Annotated in this window: 19 protein-coding genes; 9 read left to right on the top strand and 10 right to left on the bottom strand. The window is 68.4% G+C overall.

Features of this window, described 5'->3' with window-relative positions; genetic code table 11:
- The first annotated feature begins 537 nt into the window (after positions 1 to 537).
- Positions 538 to 1,248 (top strand): zf-TFIIB domain-containing protein, encoded by a 711-nt coding sequence (locus DAT35_RS01625; RefSeq protein ID WP_108065090.1) that lies wholly within the window; start codon positions 538 to 540, stop codon positions 1,246 to 1,248.
- Between the two features lie 230 nt (positions 1,249 to 1,478).
- Positions 1,479 to 2,564 (top strand): hypothetical protein, encoded by a 1,086-nt coding sequence (locus tag DAT35_RS01620; protein WP_108065089.1) that lies wholly within the window; start codon positions 1,479 to 1,481, stop codon positions 2,562 to 2,564.
- Positions 2,565 to 2,576: 12 nt separating this feature from the next.
- On the opposite strand, the gene DAT35_RS01615 is transcribed toward DAT35_RS01620, so the two are convergent.
- Entirely contained in the window at positions 2,577 to 3,479 is a 903-nt protein-coding gene (locus DAT35_RS01615; protein WP_233261250.1) for a hypothetical protein, read from the bottom strand.
- A gap of 100 nt (positions 3,480 to 3,579) precedes the next feature.
- Between DAT35_RS01615 and DAT35_RS01610 the strand changes: the two genes are divergently transcribed.
- A complete protein-coding gene (locus DAT35_RS01610; RefSeq protein WP_108065088.1) occupies positions 3,580 to 4,236 on the top strand; it encodes a hypothetical protein in 657 nt (218 codons plus the stop codon).
- Entirely contained in the window at positions 4,233 to 5,882 is a 1,650-nt protein-coding gene (lnt, locus tag DAT35_RS01605; protein WP_108065087.1) for an apolipoprotein N-acyltransferase, read from the top strand. The genes DAT35_RS01610 and lnt overlap by 4 nt, the downstream gene beginning before the upstream one ends.
- A 31-nt stretch (positions 5,883 to 5,913) precedes the next feature.
- On the opposite strand, the gene DAT35_RS01600 is transcribed toward lnt, so the two are convergent.
- Positions 5,914 to 7,158, bottom strand: a complete 1,245-nt coding sequence (locus DAT35_RS01600; RefSeq protein ID WP_108065086.1) for a dipeptidase — start codon at positions 7,156 to 7,158, stop codon at positions 5,914 to 5,916.
- Positions 7,159 to 7,362: 204 nt separating this feature from the next.
- Between DAT35_RS01600 and DAT35_RS01595 the strand changes: the two genes are divergently transcribed.
- A complete protein-coding gene (locus DAT35_RS01595) occupies positions 7,363 to 8,253 on the top strand; it encodes a YXWGXW repeat-containing protein (protein ID WP_108065085.1) in 891 nt (296 codons plus the stop codon).
- Positions 8,254 to 8,272: 19 nt separating this feature from the next.
- Here the strand turns inward: DAT35_RS01595 and mak are convergent, their stop codons facing one another.
- Together mak and DAT35_RS01585 are read right to left on the bottom strand one after the other, a co-directional pair.
- Positions 8,273 to 9,196 carry a fructokinase gene (mak, locus tag DAT35_RS01590; protein ID WP_108065084.1) on the bottom strand — a complete coding sequence of 308 codons (924 nt, stop codon included), beginning with the start codon at positions 9,194 to 9,196 and terminating at the stop codon, positions 8,273 to 8,275.
- A gap of 46 nt (positions 9,197 to 9,242) precedes the next feature.
- On the bottom strand, positions 9,243 to 11,204 hold the full coding sequence (locus DAT35_RS01585) for an ABC-F family ATP-binding cassette domain-containing protein (RefSeq protein WP_108065083.1): 1,962 nt from the start codon (positions 11,202 to 11,204) through the stop codon (positions 9,243 to 9,245).
- A gap of 211 nt (positions 11,205 to 11,415) precedes the next feature.
- Here DAT35_RS01585 and DAT35_RS01580 point away from each other — a divergent pair, with 211 nt between their 5' ends.
- Together DAT35_RS01580 and DAT35_RS01575 are read left to right on the top strand one after the other, a co-directional pair.
- On the top strand, positions 11,416 to 13,095 hold the full coding sequence (locus DAT35_RS01580) for a serine/threonine-protein kinase (RefSeq protein ID WP_233261249.1): 1,680 nt from the start codon (positions 11,416 to 11,418) through the stop codon (positions 13,093 to 13,095).
- Positions 13,096 to 13,233: 138 nt separating this feature from the next.
- Positions 13,234 to 13,725 (top strand): GAF domain-containing protein, encoded by a 492-nt coding sequence (locus DAT35_RS01575; RefSeq protein ID WP_108065081.1) that lies wholly within the window; start codon positions 13,234 to 13,236, stop codon positions 13,723 to 13,725.
- Between the two features lie 13 nt (positions 13,726 to 13,738).
- Here DAT35_RS01575 and cmk read toward each other — a convergent pair whose 3' ends face one another.
- From cmk to DAT35_RS01560, 3 genes are read right to left on the bottom strand one after another with little or no spacing between them, the layout of a single operon-like run.
- The gene (gene cmk, locus DAT35_RS01570; protein WP_108065080.1) at positions 13,739 to 14,428 is read right to left on the bottom strand and encodes a (d)CMP kinase; all 690 of its coding nucleotides are present in this window, start codon (positions 14,426 to 14,428) and stop codon (positions 13,739 to 13,741) included.
- On the bottom strand, positions 14,425 to 15,519 hold the full coding sequence (hisC, locus tag DAT35_RS01565; protein WP_108065079.1) for a histidinol-phosphate transaminase: 1,095 nt from the start codon (positions 15,517 to 15,519) through the stop codon (positions 14,425 to 14,427). Before hisC ends, cmk begins: the two co-directional genes overlap by 4 nt.
- 24 nt (positions 15,520 to 15,543) lie before the next feature.
- Positions 15,544 to 16,512: an acetyl-CoA carboxylase carboxyltransferase subunit alpha gene (locus DAT35_RS01560; RefSeq protein WP_108065078.1), complete on the bottom strand. Its 969-nt coding sequence runs from the start codon at positions 16,510 to 16,512 to the stop codon at positions 15,544 to 15,546.
- A 96-nt stretch (positions 16,513 to 16,608) separates the two neighbouring features.
- Between DAT35_RS01560 and DAT35_RS01555 the strand changes: the two genes are divergently transcribed.
- Positions 16,609 to 17,295 (top strand): tetratricopeptide repeat protein, encoded by a 687-nt coding sequence (locus DAT35_RS01555; RefSeq protein ID WP_108065077.1) that lies wholly within the window; start codon positions 16,609 to 16,611, stop codon positions 17,293 to 17,295.
- A 72-nt stretch (positions 17,296 to 17,367) separates the two neighbouring features.
- On the top strand, positions 17,368 to 17,832 hold the full coding sequence (locus DAT35_RS01550; protein ID WP_108065076.1) for a hypothetical protein: 465 nt from the start codon (positions 17,368 to 17,370) through the stop codon (positions 17,830 to 17,832).
- 83 nt (positions 17,833 to 17,915) lie between these two features.
- On the opposite strand, the gene DAT35_RS01545 is transcribed toward DAT35_RS01550, so the two are convergent.
- The 3 genes from DAT35_RS01545 to DAT35_RS01535 form a co-directional block, all read right to left on the bottom strand.
- A complete protein-coding gene (locus DAT35_RS01545; protein ID WP_108065075.1) occupies positions 17,916 to 19,940 on the bottom strand; it encodes an ArsA family ATPase in 2,025 nt (674 codons plus the stop codon).
- Between the two features lie 357 nt (positions 19,941 to 20,297).
- Positions 20,298 to 21,743 carry an enhancer binding protein Nla6 gene (gene nla6, locus DAT35_RS01540; RefSeq protein WP_108065074.1) on the bottom strand — a complete coding sequence of 482 codons (1,446 nt, stop codon included), beginning with the start codon at positions 21,741 to 21,743 and terminating at the stop codon, positions 20,298 to 20,300.
- Between the two features lie 63 nt (positions 21,744 to 21,806).
- Positions 21,807 to 22,484 carry a histidine kinase dimerization/phospho-acceptor domain-containing protein gene (locus tag DAT35_RS01535; protein ID WP_108065073.1) on the bottom strand — a complete coding sequence of 226 codons (678 nt, stop codon included), beginning with the start codon at positions 22,482 to 22,484 and terminating at the stop codon, positions 21,807 to 21,809.
- Between the last annotated feature and the right edge of the window lie 164 nt (positions 22,485 to 22,648).

Genomic DNA, 22,648 nt, shown 5'->3' with positions numbered 1-22,648 from the left:
TTTCTCCGTCGAAGCGTCCCGGCAGATTTCCACCGCCTGCATCCACGCATTTTTCGAAATGCTCCACGCACCGGTCCTTGGTCTCCTTGTCCGTCGTTCGGATCTCGTTCGTCACAGGCACCTTGCCCGTACCGGGTGGCATGACAGGTTCTGGATCCGGAGTCCTGGGTGCCTCGGGCTTGGGCACTTCCGGCGCCGTCCCCAACTGCTCGCACGCCGCTGCCGAGCCGTTCTTGCACGCGCAATCCAGCGTGCTCGCGCAGCCCGGTCCAGGTCCTGGTCCCACGGTTTGACGCAACACCTGCTGGCCGCCACTCACACAGCCCACGAGGCAGATGCACATCAGTGGCGGCCACATGCGCGAGTGCATGGCTCCATGCAAGCACGGCCCTCATCCAGTGCGCTCCTCCTCCAGCCCTCGAGCGTCATTCACCCGACGTCTCTCCGAAAGCCCCGGCCCGCCCGTCCTCTGGAGGATCCACCTGGGAGAGGAACCGCCCGACGGGGTACGCTCCGGCCCCCTACTCCTCTACCCCCATGAACCCCTGCCCCTTCTGCACGAAGTCGATGCGACCCACGCTCACGGGAGGCATCCTCCGCGATCAGTGCGGCGAGTGCGGCGCCGTCTGGTTCGAGGGCGGCACGCTGGCGAAGGTGCTCGGGGGCTCGACCACCGAGGCGCTGGTGGAGCAGGCTCGCGGCAAGCCGGGCCAGTGCAAGAGCTGCCAGGGAATGCTGGACTACGTCCCCTCCTGCCCTGCCTGTGGCACGGACGCTCCGCGCTGCCCTCAGTGCGGCACCGCGCCGCTAGCGGTGACAACGGTGACCGTGGCTCGTGTAGCGGAAGTCCCGGTGGACGTGTGCACGCGCTGCCACGGCGTGGCGCTGGACCCCGGTGAGTTGGAAGTGCTGCAGCAAGCCGCGGAGACGGAGCGCGAGACGTGGCTCGAGGAGTGGTACGAGGGCCCGAAGTCGATGGAGAAGGCGCGCTCCACCTGTGCCGGCTGCGGCCGGGAACTGAAGCCCGAGCACGCCTTCGCGTGGGAAGGGCGCACGTGGTGCGGAAGCTGTGCGCCGGCTGGAGCCAGCCCCGTGGAGCCCCGGCTCACTCCGCGCACACCGGACATCGGGCCCGAGGCCGATGTCGATGACCTGTTCCAATCGAGCGGGTCCAACGCCGCACTGGACGTCGTGGGTGATGCCGTCAGCTCCGCCTTCTCCTGGCTCTTCTCCAAGCTCCTGCGCTGAACCTTTCTCCAGCGCCCCGGCGTATTGCATTGCGTCAAACCTAACGCATTGCACTGCGTCAAACCTGCAAATCATTGGCGCACTGCATCAATCCTATCCTTCCGCATTGCGTCATTTTTACTAGATAGGCGGATCTTTCTCTTTTTTGTGAGGAATTGATTCGACAGTCAGTAAACTGGTTCTCCCCCCTCACTCCCTGTCCTGTGACGGAGAGCGAAAAGGAGACACCTATGTCCATTCGTTCCGCGCTGTCTTGCACCGTAGCCGCTGCTGCCCTGGTGGGCGGTAGCGCCGCCGCCAGCACCATCAACCAGAGCACTTCTTGGACCATCAACCGCTCGGGTGCGACCTCGACCTATCGCGTCGTGGCCTACGGTGACTCGATCTACGCCGGCTACAACGGGGACCTGTTCAGCGTGGGCAAGCGCTCGGCCCCGCTCGTGGACGGCGAGTACCTGTCCACGAAGTGGAGCTCCAACATCGAGGTCATCCGCCGCACCAAGTCCGGCGCGAAGGCCGACGACATCTACAACAACAAGATCGTCTCCGAGCGCTCGTACATGCAGGCGAGCAACACCCGCGCGGTGACGTTCGAGATGTGCGGCAACGACTATCTGCAGGCGCGCTCTGCCTTCACGGACCAGACCGGCACCTGTGACTACAGCGGCCTGGACTCGGCCCTGGCCGCCTGCACCACGTACACGGAGAAGGCCATGCAGGCCATCAACCAGTACGCGACCACGGCCAAGGTGAAGGTCGTCTCCACCATCTACTATCCGGGCTTCAACGCGGACAACGTGCTCACCGGCTGCACGGACTCCACCACCGGCACGAAGATCAACAAGCGCACCAAGTTCATCCCCTACCTAGCCAAGAGCAACTGGCGCACCTGCAACCTCGCGGAGAAGTACGGCTTCAAGTGCGCCGACTCCTTCGCCGAGTTCATGGCGGCCGACTACGACTCCAACGGTGACGGGGAGATCGACCGCGACGCTCTCCGCTACCGCTCGGGCGAGACCGAGGCCGCCTACGTTACCCGCATCACCAGCACGCTGCTCGGCACCCTGCGCGACGCCAACACGCACTTCGCCAACTCGAGCACCAGCTACGACTACATCCAGTCTGACGACACCCACCCCTCCTACTACAGCTCGTCCACCATCGGCCTGAACTGGTTCACGGGCAATGGCTCGGGCTCCGGCGCTCCCGAGTACTCCAACACCCAGATCGTCAACGGCCAGAACCCCCAGTGGAACAAGTGGGGCCACGAGAAGATGGGGTGGACGATCTCCACCTTCGATCCCGCCGCGCCGTGATCGGCTGACGCCTCACAGGAAGAACCGCGCCGCGATGAGCGCGGGAAAGCCCGCGTAGTAGAGCACCGCGCAGGCCCCTTCCACGAACCGCCGCACGCCCCGCGCGTGCGGCGGTGACAGCCACGCCGCGAGGAAGGCCACCAGTTCGGCCGGAACGCGCCAGAGGGTGGCGAACAGCACGAGCACCGCGGTGAAGAAGACCCAGTACGTGAACAGACTCTGCAGGTAGGGGCCGAGCCCGTACATCTGGTACTGGCCGAACGGCCCGCCGTAGGTGATGTATTGGTTTGCCCGGAACATGATGCCCGCGGGCAACAGTGGAAACAGGACGAACTTGAACGCCACGCGGTACCAGCGCCGGCGGATGCTCGTCGCCCGGGCGTTCGCGAAGACCGTGAGCGGATGCCGCGCTGCCGCCGAGGCCAGTGGGCTCTCGCGGCCGATCGCCTCCAGCAATGGCAGGGGATTGGACACCTGTGCGGAGGGCTGGAAGGTGCGCCCTGACTTCATCCGCAACGAGAGGCCCGCCCCCGGTAGGGGCAGCCGCCACGTCCGGAGGGACTCCACCGAGCCCAGGGGAATCTCGAACCGATCACCCCGGCGCTCCAACACGAACCGCTCGGGCTCGAGGGAGAAGGAGGCGGCGGACAGCCCGTGGATGAGCCGGGTGAGGCCGAACAGGACGAGCGCGAGCAGGGCGAACCAGCCCGCCAGCGCGGGCGGCGTGGGGTTCATGGCCCCGGTGAAGGTGAAGCGGACGATGAGCACCGAAGCGACAAGAAGGCAGGCAGCGCTCAATACCTGGAGAACGGCGCCGAGGATGCGCGGAGCCAGCGCGTAGGCGTGGACCTGGAAACGCGGGGCAACGGCCTGACCATCGGCGGGGGGCGCGGCGGACGCATCGGCAGCGTGCATGGGATTCACTTGGAGCAGGAGTCATCCACCCGGCGTCTCGACGGATTGCCCGGGCGGTAGGGGGCCCGTAGCATACGAGGCCCGGAGAACAGGGGCGAGAATGGGTTCGCAGCCTCCCACCTACGAGCGGCGCGTCGATCGTGACGGCGTGACGCACATCCAACGCAAGCGCACGGGCAACGGCGTGTGGATCGTCGGGCTGGCGCTCGGCTTCACCGTCGTGTGCCTGCTCCTGAGCGCCTGGCTCGTGTCATCGCCGGGCCCCGTTGCGGACACCGCGGAGGCCGCACCCGTGAGGGTCGCGGAGAACACCTCCCCTCCTCCGTCCCGGCCCGCTCCGAAGGTAACAACCCCCGCTCCGCAGCCCGCGACGCAACCTCAGCCCCAGGGCACACCGGCGCAGGCCGAGCCCACTCCTCAGCAGGCGCCCGCGACACCCGAGGCGGCGCCCTCGGGACCGGCGGAGGGAATCAACCTGTACCGCCCGGGAACCAAGCCCATCAAACAGGGCATCGTCGTGCCCGAGGACTTCGAGCTGCCTCCCGGCTATGTGCGCCACTACCAGGCCACGGACAACGGTGAGCGCGTGAAGCCCATCCTCATGTTCCATCCGGACTACAAGCCGGTCGACTCGAACGGGAAGCCCGTCGAGCTGCCCTCGAACCGTGTCGTCCCTCCCGAGATGGCGCCCCCGGGCATGCCCATCGAAATCCTGGACGTCCCAACCGGGCCCGAGGGAGTGGAGCCCATTCCATGAGCCCGGTCGCTGCACGCTCGCGGCGCCTGGCGGCTCTGCTGCTCGGTGTCGCGGGCACGACCGGCCTCGTGTGGCTGTTCGGAAGCCTGGAGGCACGCTGGGTGGCGCTCTGTTGGGTGTCGCTCGTGCCCTGGCTGCTGGTGCTCGACCAGGTTGGTTCCCGGCGAGAAGCGTTCATCGCGGGCGTGGCACTCGCCCTCGCCTTCACCGCGGCGATCTTCGGGTGGTTCCCCGAAGCGCTGCGGAGCTACTCCCAGGCGCCCCTGGCGTTGTGCTGGCTCGCCCTGCTCGCGCTGGCGCCCTTCATGGAGTTGCAGTTCATCACCTTCGCCCTCGTGCGCTACCACATGCGGCGTACCACCCCCGAGGGACCGCTGGCCTTCTGGCGCGTCACGCTCACGAGCGCCCTCGTGTACGTGGGCACCGAGTGGTTGTGTCCCAAGCTCTTCGCCGAGACCCTCGGGCAGGGCCTCTATGCGTCCGAGCTCATGCGGCAGGGCGCGGACATCGCCGGAGCGCATGGGCTCACGCTCGTGCTCCTCATCGCCAACGAGTGCGTGCTCGCTGCGGGGAAGGCGCTCGCGGCCCACGGCCTCCGGGTGGGCTCGAGGCGCGCGCTGGCACCCCTGGCCGTGCTGACGGCGCTCGTGCTGGGCGGGCTCGGATATGGGCAGCTCCGCTATCAGCAGGTGGCCGGCCACAAGGCCCAGGAGCCGGACCTCGTGGTGGGCGTCGTGCAGGCGAACATCACGAAGTACGAGAAGCTCGCGGCGGAGATGGGCACCTACGACGTGGTCCGGATGATCCTGGACACGCACTACCGGCTCTCGGACGAGCTGCTCCAGAACCGGAAGTTGGATCTGCTCATCTGGCCCGAGACGGTGTACCCGACGACCTTCGGCACGCCCAAGAGCGAGGCGGGCGCCGAGTTCGACGCGGAGATCTCCGGGTTCGTCTCGCGCAGCCGGGTGCCGCTGCTCTTCGGCACGTACGACCTGGAGCAGGAGCGCGAGTACAACGCCGCCATGTTCCTGGGCCCCGGACGGGATGGGACGCTGGCGCGCTCGGCGTACCGCAAGACGATGCTCTTCCCGCTGACGGAGTGGGTCCCCGAGGTGCTCGACTCGCCGTGGCTGCGCGAACGGATGTCCTGGACGGGCTACTGGAAGCGGGGACCCGGTCCGCAGACGCTGGCGCTCCAGCTCCGAGAGGGCCGGGCGCTCACCGTCGCGCCGCTCATCTGCTACGAGTCCATCTTCCCCAGCTATGTCGCCGAGGAGGCCCGGCGGGGCGCCGAGCTCATCGTCACGCTGTCCAACGACTCGTGGTTCTCGGGGACGCCCGCGCCGAGGCTGCACCTGATGCACGCGGCGTTTCGCAGCATCGAGACTCGGCTGCCCCAGGTGCGCGTCACCAACTCGGGCATCTCCGCGCTCATCAGCCCCACGGGAGAGGTGCTCACCGAGGTGCCAGACGACCATCGCGCGAGCGTGGCCGTGACGGTCCCTCCCGCTCCGCACCTGTCCACGCTGATGGTGGCCTGGGGAGACTGGCTGGGACCCACCGCCCTGGCGCTGAGCGCGGTGAGCCTGCTCGGGCCCTCGCTGCTGGCCCGGCGGAAGGCACGGCCCGACGCGAAGTCCTGACGCGCCGGGCTGACTGGAACCTCAGCGGAGATCAGAGGCGCGCGGCGTGGGCCTCGACCTGTTGCCACACGCGGAAGACGTTGCCCGAGGCGATCTTCTCGATGTCCGCCTCGCTGTAGCCACGCTCGAGCAGGACGCGGAAGAGGTTCGGGTACTGGGACACATCCTTGAGCCCGGTGGGGAGCGTGGGGCCCACGCCATCGAAGTCCGAGCCGAGTCCCACGTGATCGATGCCCACCAGCTTCACCACATGGGCGATGTGGTCGGCCACGTCCTCCACCCTGGCGAGCGGCATCGGGTGCTCGCGCAGATAGGACTCGACGAACGTTTTCATCTCGGGGCTCTCCTTCGCCAGACTCCGCGCCTGCGCGAAGGACTCGGCCGCCTTGGTGAGTTCCTGCTCGTAGGCGTGGACGGCCTGGATGAGGAAGGCGGAGCCGAAGTTGATCATCACCACCCCACCCTTCGCGGCCACGGCACGGATGAGCTCATCGCTGATGTTGCGCTCGAAGCCGGGCGTGAAGTGGCGGCATGAGGAGTGCGAGGCGATGACGGGCACCTGGCTCAACTCCACCGCCTGGCGGATGGCGTCATCCGAGAGGTGCGCGACATCCACCATGATGCCCACCCGGTTCATCTCGGCCACGACCTGCTTGCCGAAGGGGCTGAGCCCGTTCCAGGCGCGCTTGCCCTGGTTGAAGGAGGCATCGCTGATCTGGTTGTCCTTGGAGTGCGTGAGGGTGATGTAGCGCACGCCACGCTTCTGGAAGTGCGCGACGTTCTCCAGTTTGTCCTCGATGGCGGCACCGTTCTCGATGCCCATCGCGAAGGAGACCTTGCCCTCCTGGGAGTTGTGCCGGGCCTCCTCGACCGAGCGGGCCATGGCGAACTTCTCGGGCGATTTGCGCGCGAGCTTCTCCACCATGTCGATCAGCGAGTCCGCGAGCGCCTTGGCGCCACCCTTCTCCTGGTACTCGGCGGGGATGTAGATGGACATGAAGGCCACGTCGAGCCCGCCCTCCATGGCGCGCGGGTAGTCGAAGTCGCCCTCGGCGGTGCGCTGCGAGACGTCCTCGGTGGGCTCACCATCGGGCCCCAGCTTCTCCTTCAGGCGGTAGGGCACGTCGATGTGGCCATCCGCGATCATGACGCGCCTGGCGAGCGCGCGGCCTCGCTCGGCGAGGTCCGTGGGAGCAGTCTCCTGGATGTTCGTGCCGTGAGTGCAAGCCGGGGTTGCGAGCAGGACGAGGCTGAGAAGCGCGGTGGTCGGTCTCATGCCCCATCGATTACCGCAGATCCATCTCGCCCGCCTGCCGGACGAGCGGTGGACCTGGCCCTCCCTCTCTTGCTCCGACTCGTGTGGAAAAGTGGCATGAATAAATGGGGCGGGTGAACGTCCCATCATGAGCCCCTGACAAGAGGGCATGCCGTGGCCATGTACCTTGGCGGTACTGGGACGGCAGGCAGCGGAGATGACGTCATGACTCCTCGATGGTTGGTCGGTTTGGTTCTCGGTCTGGCTTCTCCGGTCGTCCATGCGCAGACGGCTCCGGTCGCCGCGCCCGATTCCGAGTTCAGCGCGAACGCGGATGCGAATGACGATGCGAATCTGGAGCCCACAGCTCCCTCACCTCCTCCAGAGCTCCCCGCGGAGACGCCTACGGCGCGGCCCTTCTCCGACGCGGTGTGGACCTCGGGCCATTGGTACTGGGACGGCAACCAGTGGCGCTTCAAACCAGGGGCCTGGATCGCGAAGATGGCGGGCTACCAGTTCGTCAACGGCTACTGGCAGCAGGACGGAAACGCTTGGTACTGGGTCTCCGGCGGCTGGGCGAGGCCCGGCTCGACGCAGGTGGAGATCCCCGTCGACCTGACCAACGAAGAGGTCACGACGGCCCAGGCGCCTCCCCAGTTGCAGGCGGAGACCCCGCCGCCCGCTCCCGCGCCAAACCTCACATGGGCACCCGGTTACTGGTACTGGTCCGGCGCCGAGTGGACCTGGATCAACGGAACCTGGGTCGCACCGCCCCGGCCAGGCCTGGTCTTCGTCACGCCGAGGTGGGTCAGGCGAGGACCCTCATGGGCCTTCATCGACGGAGGCTGGGCCATGCCTGGCTCGGTCCGGGTCGTCATTCCGGAGTACCGGCACGCGGGCATCACCGTGAGGTGGGGGCACCCCAACTACTTCTTCCACACCTGGCGGCGCTACCCGATGGTGCGTCCTTACTACTCCTGGGGCCGGCAATACGGAGGCCCCCACTACTACCAAAGCCCCCATTACGGCCCCCGCTACCACGACGCGGGCCCCGTCCATGAGAACCACGGAGGCGGTCATGGAGGAGGTAATCGGGGCGGCCGTCATCACCGGTAGATGAGGGCAGTCCTCTTCTTCACCTGGTCGCCGCCGCTCGCGCCTCCTCGGGCCGCCACAGCCAGGCGGCTCCGCGCACGCCGCTCGAATCGCCGTGCAGGGCCGGGCGCAGAGGCGTGTCGACTTCCTCGCCAAAGACCCAGCGGGGCAGGAGCTCCGGCACCAGCCGGTACAGGGCGGCGACGTTGGACATGCCGCCGCCCAGCACGATGACGTCGGGGTCCAGAATATTGATGACGTGAGCGAGGCCGCGCGCCAGCCGGTCCGCATAGCGCTGGAGCGCCGAGACCGCCGAGGGCTCACCGGCCTCGGCGCGCGCGGCGATGTCCGGCCCCCGGAGACGGGTACCGGTGACCCGTGCGTAGTCGTTCTCGAAGCCCGTGCCAGACACCCACGTCTCGAGGCAGCCCCGCTTGCCGCAGTAGCACTCCGGGCCGGGAAATTCCTCCGGCGTCGCCCACGGCAATGGATTGTGTCCCCATTCACCGCCCACGCCGTTGCGGCCCGAATGGGGGCGCCCGTCGAGCGCCACGCCGGCACCCGTCCCCGTGCCCAGGATGGCGGCGAACACCACCGCCTGCCCGGAGGCGGCCCCGTCACTTGCCTCGGACACGGCCAGACAGTTGGCGTCATTGGCCAGCCGGACGGGGCGGCCCAGCGCCCGAGCGAGATCCCGATCCAGGGGGCGCCCGTTCAGCCACACCGAGTTGGCGTTCTTCACGAACCCGGTGCGCGAGGAGATGGTGCCCGGAATGCCGACGCCCACGCTGCCGTGCTGGCCCGTCTGGCGCTCCAGGCGCGCGCACAAATCGACGATGGCCTGAAGGGTCCCCTCGTAATCGTCACGGGGCGTGGGCACGCGGTGACGTCCCAGCTCACGCCCGTCGTCGCCGAGGGCGAGTGCCTCGATCTTGGTTCCGCCGAGGTCGATGCCGATACGCAAGTGCTGCCTCCTGAAGCGCGTAGAGGCCGCGAATCCTAGCTGTTCCTCAGAGCAAGGCGGAGGCCTCGGCGAGCTTCTCCTGCGCCGCCTCCCATTGGGCGTAGAGCTGCTCCAACTGCTCCTTGCCCTCGCGGTGTGTGTCCATCAGCGGCTTGGCCTTCGCGAAGTCGTTGTAGAGCACAGGGTCCGCCAGCTGCGCCTCGCGCTCCTTCTGCGCCACCTCCAGCTTGGAGATCGCCTCCTCCAGCTTCGCGATCTCCTTCTTGATGGGGCCCTCCACGGCGCTGCGCTTCTGCCGCGCCTCGGCCTCCATCCGCTTGCGCTCCTTCTCCGTCATCCCCGCCGTGGAGGCCTTCTCCGCCGGCTTGTCCCCCAGCCCCGCCGCCTCCGCCGCCAGCCGCTGCTGCTCCTGGTGGTACAAGTACTCGTCCAGGTTGCCCGGGTGCGACTCCACCTTCCCGCCCACCACGTCCCAGACGTGCGTCGCCAGCCCGTTCACGAAGCTCCGGTTGTGCGACACGAACACCAGCGTCCCCCCGTACCCCTGAAGCGCCTCAATCAGCATCTCCGTCGAGTCCAGGTCCAGGTGGTTCGTCGGCTCGTCCATCAGCAGCAGGTTGGAGGGCACCAGCAGCAGCTTCGCCAGCGCCACGCGCGCCCGCTCTCCACCGCTCAGCACGCCCACCGGCTTGTCCACGTCGTCCCCCGAGAACAGGAACGACCCGAGCACCCCGCGCACGAAGCTCTCCGGCTTGTCCGCCGCCAGCGGGCGCACCTCCTCGATGATGGTGTTGCGCTTGTCCAGCTTGTCCGCGTGGTGCTGCGCGTAATACCCCATCACCACGTTGTGCCCGAGCGTCACCGTGCCCCCATCCGGCACCAGCTCGCCCGCGATGATCTTCAGGAGCGTCGTCTTGCCCGCGCCGTTCGCGCCCACCACGGCGATGCGCTGCCCGCGCTCCACCCGCGCGTCCAGCCCCGAGTACACCACCGTGTCCCCGTAGTGCTTCTGGATGCCCTCGAGCGTCACCACGTCACGCCCCGAGCGCTCCACCTCCGGGAAGCGGAAGCGCATGGTGGCCCGCTCCTCGAGCACCTGCACGTCTTCCATCTTCTCCAGCATCTTCGCGCGGCTCTGCGCCTGCCGCGCCTTGGTGGCCTTGGCGCCGAAGCGGTCGATGAACGCCTGCAGCTCCGCCTTGCGCGCCTCGACGCGCTCGGCCTGCGCCTTGAGCTGCTCCATCTCCTCGGCGCGCTGCCGCTTGTACGTGTCGTAGTTGCCCACGTACGAGCGCAGCCCCTCCACCTCCAGCGAGAGAATGCGGCCCACCTGCCGGTTGAGGAAGTCGCGGTCGTGGGAGATGAGCACCAGCGCCTTGTTCGAGCGCTTCAGGAAGCCGTCGAACCACGCCAGCGTCGGCACGTCCAGGTGGTTGGTGGGCTCGTCCATCAGCAGCAGGTCCGGATCCTGGAGCAGCAGGCCCGCCAGGGCCGCGCGCATGCGCCAGCCGCCGCTCAGTGCGCCGGTGGGCTTGGACAGGTCCGCCTCCCGGAAGCCCAGGCCCTTGAGGATGCGCTCGGCGTGGTGCCGCCCGTAATGCTCCTCGAAGTGGTCCAGCTCCGTGTGCAGGTCCGCCAGCGTCTGGGCCAGCTCGAGCTGCTCTTCCTCGGTAGCCGCGTTGCCGAGCGCCTCCTCGGTCTCCCGCAGGCGCGACTCCAGCGAGTCCCGGCCGGGCACGGTGCTCATCACCGCGTCCACCACCGAGCCCTGGGGCAGGCCCGCCAGCTCCTGGGGCAGGTAGCCGATCCGCGCCTTGCGCCGGTAGGTGAGCGTCCCCGAGTCCGAGTGCTGGGCACCCGCGAGGATCTTCATCAACGAGCTCTTGCCCGTGCCGTTGGCGCCCACCAGGCCCACGCGGTCCTTGGGGCCGAGGGTGAAGCTTTCGTTGTCGAAGAGAACCTTCTTCCCGTAGGAGAGGCAGATGTCCTGGGCGATGACGAGGCTCATGTCGGATCCGGGGGTGTAACAGCCCGGCGGCCTCCCGGGAACGACGGATGTGCCCGCCCGCTCGCTCTCCGGCCCCCGGATCCGGGGTGGCCCCCGACAGTCCCCCTGCCCGCCGCCGCCCGGGTTGCCTATACTCGGCGTCCTGATGGCTCCCCCCTGCCCGCACTGCGGTAGCGCCGAAGGTCCCGATCATCTCTGCAGCGCCTCCCAGATGGCGCTCATCGGCCAGGTGCTCGATGGCCGCTACAAAATCGAAGACGTGCTCGGCCAGGGCGGCATGGGCATGGTCTTCCGCGCCACCCAGACGTCCGTCCAGCGGCCGGTGGCGGTCAAGACGCTCAACCCCTCGCTGGCGGCCGCGCCCCAGTTCTTCGAGCGCTTCCGGCGCGAGGCGGAAATCGCCAGCCGGCTACGCCACCCCAACGTCATCACCATCTACGACTTCGGCCGCGCCCAGGACGGCACCTGCTACTACGTCATGGAGCTGCTCGAGGGCGAGAGCCTCCGCGAGCAGGTCAAGCGCGACGGCCCCATGTCCCTGCGCCGCGCGGTGGACATCATCGAGCAGGCCTGCCGCGGCCTCGCCCACGCCCACGAGCAGGGCGCCGTCCACCGCGACATCAAGCCGCACAACATCATGGTGCAGCAGCTGGACGGGCGGGACTTCGTCAAGGTGCTCGACTTCGGCCTGGTGAAAGCGCTTGAGCAGGAGGAGGAGATGCAGCTCACCTCCACCGGTCAGGTGCTCGGCACGCCGCAGTACATGCCGCCCGAGCAGGCCGGTGGCGAGAGCGTCGATCACCGCTCCGACCTCTATTCGATGGGTGGCGTCCTCTACTACTGCCTCACGGGCACCTCGCCCTATGGGGCCAACACGGTGCGCAAGGCGCTCACCGCCGCCCTGACGCAGCCTCCGCCCACGGTGGCCTCCAAGCGACAGGGTGCGCCCGCGCCGCAGGCCCTGGAGGACTTCTTCCAGAAGGCGCTCGCCCGCGAGAAGGAGGATCGCTTCCAGAGCGCCCAGGAATTCGTCGACGCCATGCTGGACGCGGTGGCGGATCTGTCGCCCGAGGAGCTCGACGCGCTCCCCACCAACTCGGCTCCCGATGCGGGCGGCGGCAGCAAGCCGAGCCAGCGCAGCGTGTCGAAGCCGGGCCGCTCGTCTCCGAGCGCCGCTCGCTCCCGAGCGCCCTCTCCTACTCCCCGGGTCGGGGGTTCTCAGCCCTCGGCGGTCCGGGCGGGTTCCCAGCCCTCCGTGGCTCGTGGGGGCGCACAGCCCTCGGTGGCCCGCGGTGCACAGCCCGCGTCCCGGGGCTCCCAGCCATCCAGCGTGGCCGCGCGCGGTGGCAATGGGGGTGCTTCGCCCGTTCGCCAGCGCACCCATTCGATCGGGGAGGAGACGCAGGGGATAGGCATGTCAGGCGTGAAGATCGCGCTCGTGGCGGTGCCGCTCGCGCTCATCGCCGCGGGAGGCGCGTTCGTCGTGCTGCGCCCCTCCGCCCCGCCGGCCGAGCCCCCTCCCGTGGCCGAGGTGAAGAAGGATCCGGCCCCCGTGCAGAAGCCCGCGGCGCCCGCGGCGGACAGCATGCTCCTGGTGCAGATCCGCTCGGCTCCCCCTGGCGCCGCCGTCTTCGATGGCGACGTGCAGATCGGCACGACTCCGTTCGATCGTCAGCTGCGCCGCAACGAGATCCACGAGCTCACTTTCCGGCTGTCCGAGCACCAGGACCTGAAGCGCAAGCTGGACTTCAATGGCGTGCTGGCGGACTCGCAGGAAGTGAGCGTGACGCTGGAGCCCGCGAAGACGGCGCCTGCCGAACCCTCCTCCCGGCCCTCGCGCGCCGCGAAACAGGGGAAGGACAAGGACGACTCCGTCCCCATCTTCGAGTAGCGCCCCGAGTGGAGTGCCGGGGCCGTGTGCAGCGGCTCCAGGTGGCCGCCGAGTGTATGCGGCGGAAGCGGGTTCAGGTTAAACATGCGCCGCACGTCGGCGCGACCTCGCTCCGGCCCCTGTTTCGAGGACCACACCATGGCGGAAGTCACCCTGGATCTGCGCGGCAAGCCGAAGACCGAGGCCTATGCCGAGCTCAAGAAGCACATCGAGGCCGTCCTGGAGGGCATCAACGACGACGTGGCGGGCATGGCCACCATGAGCTGCCTGATGCACCACGCCTTCGGCCACCTGTGGACCGGCTTCTACCGCGTCGTGGAGCCCGGCAAGTTGCTGCGCGTCGGCCCCTATCAGGGGACGCTCGGGTGCCTGGAGATCCGCTTCGGCAAGGGTGTCTGCGGCGCCTCCGCCGCCAGGGGCGAGACCGTGGTCGTCGAGGACGTCCATGCCTTCCCGGGTCACATCACCTGCGATGGCCGCTCGGCCTCGGAGATCGTCGTCCCCGTGTTCGGCCCCAACCGCGAGCTGATCGCCGTGCTCGACATCGACTCCGAGCACAAGGCCACCTTCGATGACGTGGACCGCCGCGCCCTCGAGGATCTGATGAGGTGGTTCGCGCGGCGGAAGTAGCCGGGAGGCGGAGCTACCGCTTGGAGATCCTCGCCAGGATCTCCTGCTCCAGCCGGTGCACCACCTCGGACAGCGGAAGGACGCTCGAATCCAGCCGGATGGCGTCCTCGGCCGGCTTGAGCGGAGCCACCGCTCGCGACGCATCGTCCTGATCGCGCTTGATCTGATCCGCCAGCACCTCCTCCAGCGAGCGCTCCACGCCCTTCTGGAAGAGTTCCTCGAACCGGCGCCGCGCCCGGATGTCGGGGTTGGCCTCCAGGAAGAACTTCGCGTCCGCGTCCGGGAACACCACCGTGCCGATGTCCCGACCCTCGAGGATGGCGCCCTTCGGAGCCTCCAGGGCCAGCCGCCGCTGCAGCGACAGCAGTCCCGCGCGCACCACCGGGCGGCTCGACACCTGGGAGGCCGCCATCGAGTTCTCCGGCGTGCGGATCTCCCCCGACACGTCCTCGCCATCCAGGAACACGTGGTTGTCCTCGCCCACCACCTGGAAGGTCACGCGCACCCGGCCGAGCAGCTCGCCCAGCTTCGCGTCGTCGTCGAACGCGATGCCCTCCCGCCGCGCCTTCAGCGCCACGCAGCGGTAGATGGCTCCGGTGTCCACCAGCGCGAAGCCCAGCCGCCGCGCCAGCACCTTCGACACGGTCGACTTGCCCGCGCCCGCGGGGCCATCGATGGCCACGATGAAGGGGCGCTGACTCATGAGGCAAGCACCTCCTTCAACGCCGCCACGCACCGCGCGTTCTCCTCGCGCGTACCCACCGAGATGCGCAGGGACGTGGGGTAGCCGTTGCCCGCCACGGGCCGCACGATGACGCCCTTGCGCAGCAGCTTCTCGTACAGCTCCATCGCCGGCCGCCCGAAGTCCGCCAGCACGAAGTTCGCGTGGCTCTTCGTCAGGCGCGCGCCCAGCTTCGGCAGCTCGGCCTCGAAGAAGCGCAGCCCCTCGCCATTGAGCTCGCGCGTGCGCCGCACATGATCCACGTCACCCAGCGCCGCCAAGCCGCCCATCTGCGCCGGAATCGTCAGGTTGAAGGGCATCCGCGTGCGCTGCAGGTACGTCACCAGCCTCGCGTCCATCACCCCGTACCCCAGCCGCAGACCCGCCAGTCCGTAGATCTTGCTGAACGTGCGCAGCGCCACCACGTTGGGGTACTTCCGGAAGTACTCCACCGCGCTGAAGTACTCCGGCCAGTCCACGAACTCGAAGTAGGCCTCGTCGTGGACCACCAGCACGTGCTCCGGCACCTTCGCCAGGAAGGCCTCCCACTCCTGGCGGCCGAACGTCGTCCCCGTGGGGTTGTCCGGATTGGCGATGAAGATCATCCGCGTGCGCGGGGTGATCGCCTTCGCCATCGCCTCCAGGTCGTACCGGTGCCCCTCGCGCATGGGCACCTCGGAGAAAGGCCGGCCGTGGGCCTGCACGGAGATGCGATAGGCCGGGAACGAGCCCTTGCACAGCAGCACCTCGTCCTCGGGCGTGGTGAAGGTGCGGATGAGCAGCTCGATGAGCTCGTTGGAGCCGCAGCCCAACACCACCTCCTCGGGCTTCACCCCGAGGTGCTCGGCCAGCCGGCGCACGAGCGTGAAGCTGCTCGCGTCCGGGTACAGGTGCACCTTCAGCGCCGCCTCGCGCATGGCCTCGATAGCCTTGGGCGAGGGCCCCAACGGGTTCTCGTTGGAGGCCAGCTTGATGACGCCCGTGAGGCCGTACTCGCGCTCCGTCTCCTCGATGGGTTTGCCCGGAACGTAGGGCTTGAGCGTCTCGATGTACGGGGGAACGAGCGGTCTCATGAGATCTGGCTTCCTGGGTGACAGCTAGCGCCCGGAGAACACGCCGAGCGCGCGGAATTTCTGGTAGCGGTCCTGGACCAGCTCGTTGGCCGTCAGCTCGACCAGCTCGCCCAGATTCTTGCGGAGCGCCTTGCCCAGGTTCTCCGCGGCCTTGGCGTAGTCGCGGTGCGCACCGCCGGCCGGCTCGGGGATGATCTCGTCGATGACGTTCATCTCCTTGAGATCCTTGGCCGTCAGCTTCAGCGCATCCGCCGCCTTCTCCGCCTTGGAGGCGTCGCGGTAGAGGATGGACGAGCAGGCCTCGGGCGAGATGACCGAGTAGATGCTGTTCTCCATCATCAGCACGCGGTTGCCCACGCCGATGGCCAGCGCGCCGCCGGAGCCGCCCTCGCCGATCACCGTGGAGACGATGGGCACCTTCAGCCGGCTCATCACCTCCAGGTTGTACGCGATGGCCTCGGCCTGGCCGCGCTCCTCGGCGCCGATGCCCGGGTAGGCCCCCGGCGTGTCCACGAAGGTGAGGATGGGCTTCTCGAAGCGCTCGGCCAGCTCCATCAGCCGCAGCGCCTTGCGGTAGCCCTCGGGGCGCGGCATGCCGAAGTTGCGCGCCATGTTCTCCTTGGTGTTCCGGCCCTTCTGGTGGCCGATCAGCATCACCACCTGTCCCTCGAAGCGCGCGAAGCCGCCCACGATGGACGGGTCCTCTCCGAAGAGGCGGTCTCCCGCCATCTCGAAGAAGTCCGTGAAGAGATGCTGGACGTAGTCCAGGAAGTACGGCCGGGAGCTGTGGCGCGACAGCTGCACCACCTGCCAGCGCGAGAGATCACTGAAGATCTCCGTCTGCAGCTTCTTGGCCTTCTTCTCCAGCTTGGAGATTTCCGAGGTGAAATCCACCGAGCCGCTCGCCGAGAGGGCCTTGAGCTCGTCGATCTTCTTCTCCAGCTCGATGAGCGGGCGCTCGAAATCGAGTGGATAGTTGATGCCGTTCGCCATGGCGCGGGACCCCTATCACCTGCCCCCAGGCCTTTACAACGCGCAACCCGTTACGCGGTGCGTAGAATCCCGTCTTCTCCTACCCATCGGAGTGCCATGCACCGCCTGTTGCTCCTGCTCGCCCTCATCCTGGCCGCGCCCTCGCCCGCCCAGTCGGCCCGCGCCCTCAATACCGAGGGTTTCCGCCTCTACCAGGCCGGCAAGTACCCGGAGGCATTAGAGAAGTTCGAGGCCGCCGCCCAGGCCGATCCGAAGCTCGCCCTCGCCCACTACAACGCGGCCGCCACCCTGGGCGTGCTGCGCAAGAAGGGGGAGATCTGCCAGTACTCGGCCCACCGGGAGACGATTCTCGAGCGGCTGAACACCGCCGTCCGGTTGGATCCGCGCCGGCTCGCCCGAGCCAAGGAGGACGCGGACCTGGACCCCATCCGGGACACGGTAGGCTGGCAGCGCCTGCTGGGCCGCTCCCCCGCAAAGCAGGCCGATGTCCCGGAGATCCTCCGCCGGGTGACCTGGTACTCCCCGGGCGAGGGCGTCTACGGCTCCACCCGGAAGCTCACCTTCCCCGAGGGCCAGAAGGTCGTGCTGTGGCGGAGGATCGTCGACGACGCCAACCCCGGCCGCACCGAGGAGGTGACGGGGACATACACCCTCCAGGGACGCACCCTCACCCTCACCTTCCCCGGTAAGAAGCCCGTGCGAGGCAAGATGACCCTGCGCGGAGTGCTCGAGTTCGAGGAGATGGGAACGTTCCTCGACTCGCCCTCCGAGTGCGAGGCGTAGGACGGATTCCCCCCGAGGGACTTGGCGGCCAGGCCGCCCCTGCCCACCCTCCCTGGCAGGAGGAACCGGGGGATGGTGCGACTCGAGGGACGGCAGTGGGGATTGGTGGTCGTGGTGGCGGGGACTCCCTTCTTCCTCGCCATCCTGCTGGCGGCGGCCTCTCCGGGCCTCGTCGAGCCCGTGCTCGGCACGCTCGTCGGAGGCGCGAGCTGGCTGCTGGCCGCGCTCCTGGGGCTCCTGGGTGGCGCCCTGTTCGCGGCTGGCCTGGGCGGGTTGACGCCATCGCTCGGGCCCACCACCTCGCCAGCCCGCCGCGCCCTGGGACTGACCCTCACGGCCCTCGTGCCCGTGGGGTTGTGCATCATCCCCGCGATCTGCCTGCTGCTCGTGGGACCGGCGCTTGCCTTGCGGCTGGAGCACGGTGAGGCCATGCCACCCACCCGGGAGCGATTTCGCACTCCCCAGGAGTTGGCGCAGCGGCTTCGGCAGCAGTTGCCCCGGACGCTCCCGAGCCTGCCCCAAGTCAACCCCTGGTGAGCGAAGGAGCCCGGGGCTCGCTCAGGGCGCCCTGAGCAGCTCCGAGAAGAGCCGCTCCCGTGGCGCGGCGGCCTCGAAGTGGCTCAGGCCGCCTTCGTCTTCGCGGTGGCGCTCAGCGCGTACCAGGCCGTGCGGAAGGCCTTCAGCTCGCGCAGGCCCGCCGGGTGACGGCCCAGGGCGGGCGCCACCGTCACGGGCAGGCCGATCTTCTTCTCGATCACCTTGGCCGCGTTGAGCTCGTTCTTCCGGCGGTTCTCGCACTTGGGGCAGTCCGCCTTCGGGCCCACCCGGTTCACCAGCACGCGCTCCACCTGGAGCTTGCGCTCCTTCAGGTACTCGACCAGCCGCTCCGAGCGCGCCGCCGCCAGCTCCTCACCTCGCGTCACCACCACGAAGCGCGACTCGTTGGGCGAGGCCAGCGCGTCCTCGAAGCGCTTGATGTGCTTGAGGAACGCGGCCATGTCGTCGGCCAGCTCGCCCAGGCCCTTGGCCTTGTACTTGGACAGCACGCCGTGCAGCGCGGTGAACCAGCCCTTCGCCGTGTCGGCCAGCTCCACCACGCGCATGGAATTCACCATGGGCGCCCCATCCACGACGATCCGCTTGAAGCGCTCCTGCACCAGCGCGTCCGTCAGGCACGACATGGCGGCCAGCTCGTCGATGCCCGGAGGCGCCGCGTCCAGCAGGTTGCGGAACAGCAGCAGATCCGTCGGGACGTCGTTGCCCGTCTTCGGAGCGCCCTCGAAGGCCTTCTCCGCCTTCTCCTTCCAGCGCTTGCGCAGGTTGTTGAACCAGGCCGCCATGTCCAGCTCGCGCGCGTACAGACCCTTGGTGCCCTTCACCTGGGTCTCCACGTCCGTCAGCCGGCTCTGCAGCACGTCCGACAGCGAGTGCGCCGGATCCGTGGAGATGAGGAGCACCGGCCCCTCCTTCTCCGTCAGCGTCACCGCCGCAGCGGCCGCGCACGAGCTCTTCCCCACTCCACCCTGGCCCACGAAGAAGATGAGCCGCGTGGGAGGCAGCGGCGGCGCCGCGATGGGCGGCATGGACGGGGCACGCACCAGGGCCGGAGGGCCCTCGGACGCGGCGAACTCCAGCGCCTTCGTCTCCTTGCCGCTCGCCCACTCCTTGGCGAAGGGCTTGAGCATCTCCAGGCCACGAGGGGCAACCTCGCGCTTGGCCACCAGCTGCACCGGTACGTTCTTGTCCAGCGCCTGGAACTTGCGCACGTGTGGTGCTTGGAGCCCTCGCCGGCCCAGACAGGCCGTACAGCCTTCCTTGTCCTCGACCTGGTTGACCACCACCTCGACCACGGGAATTCCGCGCTCGCGCAGCTGCGCGAAGTACATGCGCGTCTGGGCCTCGGGCACCGGCTCCGCCAGCGCCACCAGGTGGAAGGCCGAGCGCGCCGGATCCTTCAGCAGCGCCAGCAGCTTCTCCGCCTTGGCCGCGAACTCCTCCAGGAACGCCTGCTCCTCCGCCGCGGCCGGGGCCTTCTTGCCCTTGCCACCCGCGGCCCGCTCCGCGCCCGCCTTCACGATGCCCAGGAACTTGCGCAGCCCCACCGGCATGTCGAAGAGACGCAGCGTGTGGCTGGTGGGCGCCGTGTCCACCACCACCCGATCGAACTCACCGCTCTCCAGGTGCTCCACCACGTCCAGCAGCCCCAGCAGTTCCTCCAGCCCGGGAGTGGCTTGAGCGTACAGCTTGCCCAGGTCCTCCTCCGTCAGGTGCGTGCCCTTCACCGCCGTCTTCTGGAGCGCGGGCACGTACCTGGCGAGGAACCCCTTGGCCAGCGCCGCGGGCTCCACTTCCATCGCCCACACGCCGCCGTCCGCCTTGCCCTTCGCCGCCGCCTTGCCCTTGCCCTTCGCCTCCGGCTTGGGCTCCTTGGCGGCCTCGCCCTCCTCCGCCTCCAGCTTCGCCGGCTTCGCCGTGAGCTTCTTCTTCACGAGATCCGACAGCGAGCGCACCGGATCCAACGAGACGAGCAGCACCTTCTCCTTGGGTGCTTCATCCGCGAGCCGCAAGGCGTATGCCGCCGCGAGCGTGGTCTTGCCCACCCCGCCCTTGCCGCCGAAGAAGTGAAGAACTCGCGCGTCGCTCATGAAAACGTGGCCTTCCTTGACGCCCCCCGGCGTGGCCGGTCTCCGTTGTTTTCTGGACAGCCGCGGAGAAGACACGCCGGAAATATCCCTGGGTAGGGAGCTGTGGTCACCGGGTGCCGCATGGGTGTGTGAGACCCGCAGGATCGCCCGCAGTGACCCTGTGAGTCAAGCGAAGACGGGGTATCCTACCCACTCGCAACGCAGTGCGCCATGCTGCCTTCTCATGAGGGACATGCGCCCTGGCGCTCGCTCTCCCGGTATCTGGACGAGGACCCGGAGTGCAACCCGGAGCCAACCGGAAAGGTCGGCTCCGCGTCAGGGTCCGCTGGAGTAGGGAGGAGCCGGTGGGAGAAGGCGTCAGCGGATCTCCGGAGTGCTGCCCAGCGAGGGACTGGCGTGGCCGGACAGGCCGCCCCCCTCCTGTGCGCCCTTGGAGCCCGGCTGCTGGCCACGGGCCTCGGCCGCGTAGCGGTTGAGCTTGTTGTAGAGCGTCTTCTCGCTCACGCCGAGCACCTCCGCCGTCCGGGCCTTGTTGTTCCCGTTGCGCTGGAGACTGCCGAGGATGTACTCGCGCTCCACCGCGTCGAGCGACAGCCCGTAGGGCAGGCGGAAGGTGTGGCGCTCGGGACTCTTGCCCGCCATGTCGGGGGGCAGGTGCTCGCGCATGATGAGCTCGCCGTCGCAGAGGATGACGGCGCGCTCCACGGCGTTGCGCAGCTCGCGGATGTTGCCCGGCCACTCGTGGTTCTTGAGGATCTCCATCGCGTCCGGGTGCACGCCCGTCACGCGCTTGGCCGAGTCCCCGCGGAACTTCTCCACGAAGTACTGCACCAGGATGGGCACGTCCTCGCGCCGCTCGCGCAGGGGCGGCAGGTGCACCTGGAAAACGTTGAGGCGGAAGTAGAGATCCTCACGGAAGCGCTTGGCCTCGATCTCCTTGCGCAGATCGCGGTTGGTGGCGCACAGCACGCGCACGTCCACCTCGAGTTCCACCTTGCCGCCCAGCCGCCGCAGCCGGCCCTCCTCCAACACGCGCAGCAGCTTGGCCTGGAGCTCGATGGGGATTTCGCCGAGTTCGTCCAGGAAGAGCGTGCCGCCGTGGGCCAGCTCGAAGACGCCGGGGCGCCGCTGGTCGGCGCCGGTGAAGGCGCCCTTCTCGTGGCCGAAGATCTCCGATTCGATCAGCGTGGCCGGGATGGAGGCGCAGTTGATGGCGATGAAGGGCTTGTCGCGGCGCTGCGACAGGTTGTGGATGGCGCGCGCCACCACCTCCTTGCCCGTACCGGACTCACCGGTGATGGCCACGCTCGCCTTGGAGGGAGCCACCTTCTCGATGAGCTCGAACACCTTGCGCATGGCCGCGGACTGGCCGATGAAGTCCGAGGAACCCAACTGCTTGAGGCGCCGGCGCAGGCCCTGCACCTCGCGCATCGTCTCCTTCTTCTCCAGCGCCCGGTCGATGCAGACCTTCAGGCGCGCGGTGTCGAGCGGCTTGACGATGAAGTCATAGGCGCCCTCGCGGATCGCCTCCACGGCGGCGTCGATGGTCCCATGGCCGGTGAGGAGCACCACCGGACAGTCCGGCAGCTCGTCCCGCAGCGCCCGCAACAGGCCCAGCCCATCCGTCTCCGGCATGGCCAGGTCCGACAGGACCACGTCGGGCCGGAACTCGCCCGCCTTGCGCAGGGCGTCGTGCGCGTCGAAGGCGGTCTCCACCTTGTGGCCCCAGGCGGTCAACATCTCCGCCAGCGCCTCGCACGTATCGCGCTCGTCGTCCACGGCCAGAATTCGCGCGCTGCCCACGTGAGAACCTCCAGACATCAGACAGTTGGGGGAAGGGAATGGTTTCGAAGCCCGTTCGCCTGCTCAGACGAGCGGAAAGGACAACCGGCACGAGCCAGCACGCAGGTGCAGCTCCACACCCAGCTGCGCACACCGCAACGCCAGGGCCGCCGCCTCCGGGACGCTCTCCACCGCGGAGCCCGTGGCATCCATCACCTCGAGCACCGCCCGCGCGTCCTCGGCCCGCACCGCCACCGTCACCTCCGCCCCCTGCTCCGAGCGGCCGTAGGCCCTCATCAGCGTCTGCACCACCAGGAAGCCCAGCTCGCCGGTGTCCGACAGCCGCGCCCGCACGCCGGGGACGATCACCGGCCGCACCTGCAGACGCCGCTTGCGGCCCTCGTGCGCCAACACATCCATGGCACGCGTCACCGTCTCGGACAGGTCCGCCTCGCCGGGCGCGCCCGAGCGGCTCACGATGAACTCGGCGAAGCGCCGCAGGATGCCGTCCACACGCTGGATCTGCTCGCGCATGGCCTTGAGGTTCTTCTCCTGCGAGGGCGGCACCTGGCCCGTCTCCCCCTTGAGCTTCTCCGTCAAAACCTCCAGGTGGATGGAGAGTGCATTCAAGGGGTTGCGCACATCGTGCAGGAGGCTGTCCATCAGGGTGGGAACCGCACCGTACCGCGCGGCATCCACCACCGGGTCCGCCCCTTCACGCACCGAGGGCACACTGCTGCTCGCAGCCGTGGAGGTAATCACGAAAGCTCCTAGAGGTTGACCGGCGCCCTTCACTCCCGCCGCCCTGTCGCTGCGGGGATTTAGGGAGCCCCACTGGTACCGTCAACCCTGGGGCGGTAATTCTTGCTGGCTGCGACGAATTCCCACAGCGAAGCGTCGGCCAACTTCCTCATCAGGTGTCGGCG

It is taken from the genome of Vitiosangium sp. GDMCC 1.1324 (assembly GCF_003044305.1).
Lineage (GTDB): Bacteria > Myxococcota > Myxococcia > Myxococcales > Myxococcaceae > Archangium.
The sequence above is the reverse complement of the archived record's forward strand: the minus strand, read 5'-3'. Positions and strand labels throughout refer to the sequence as shown.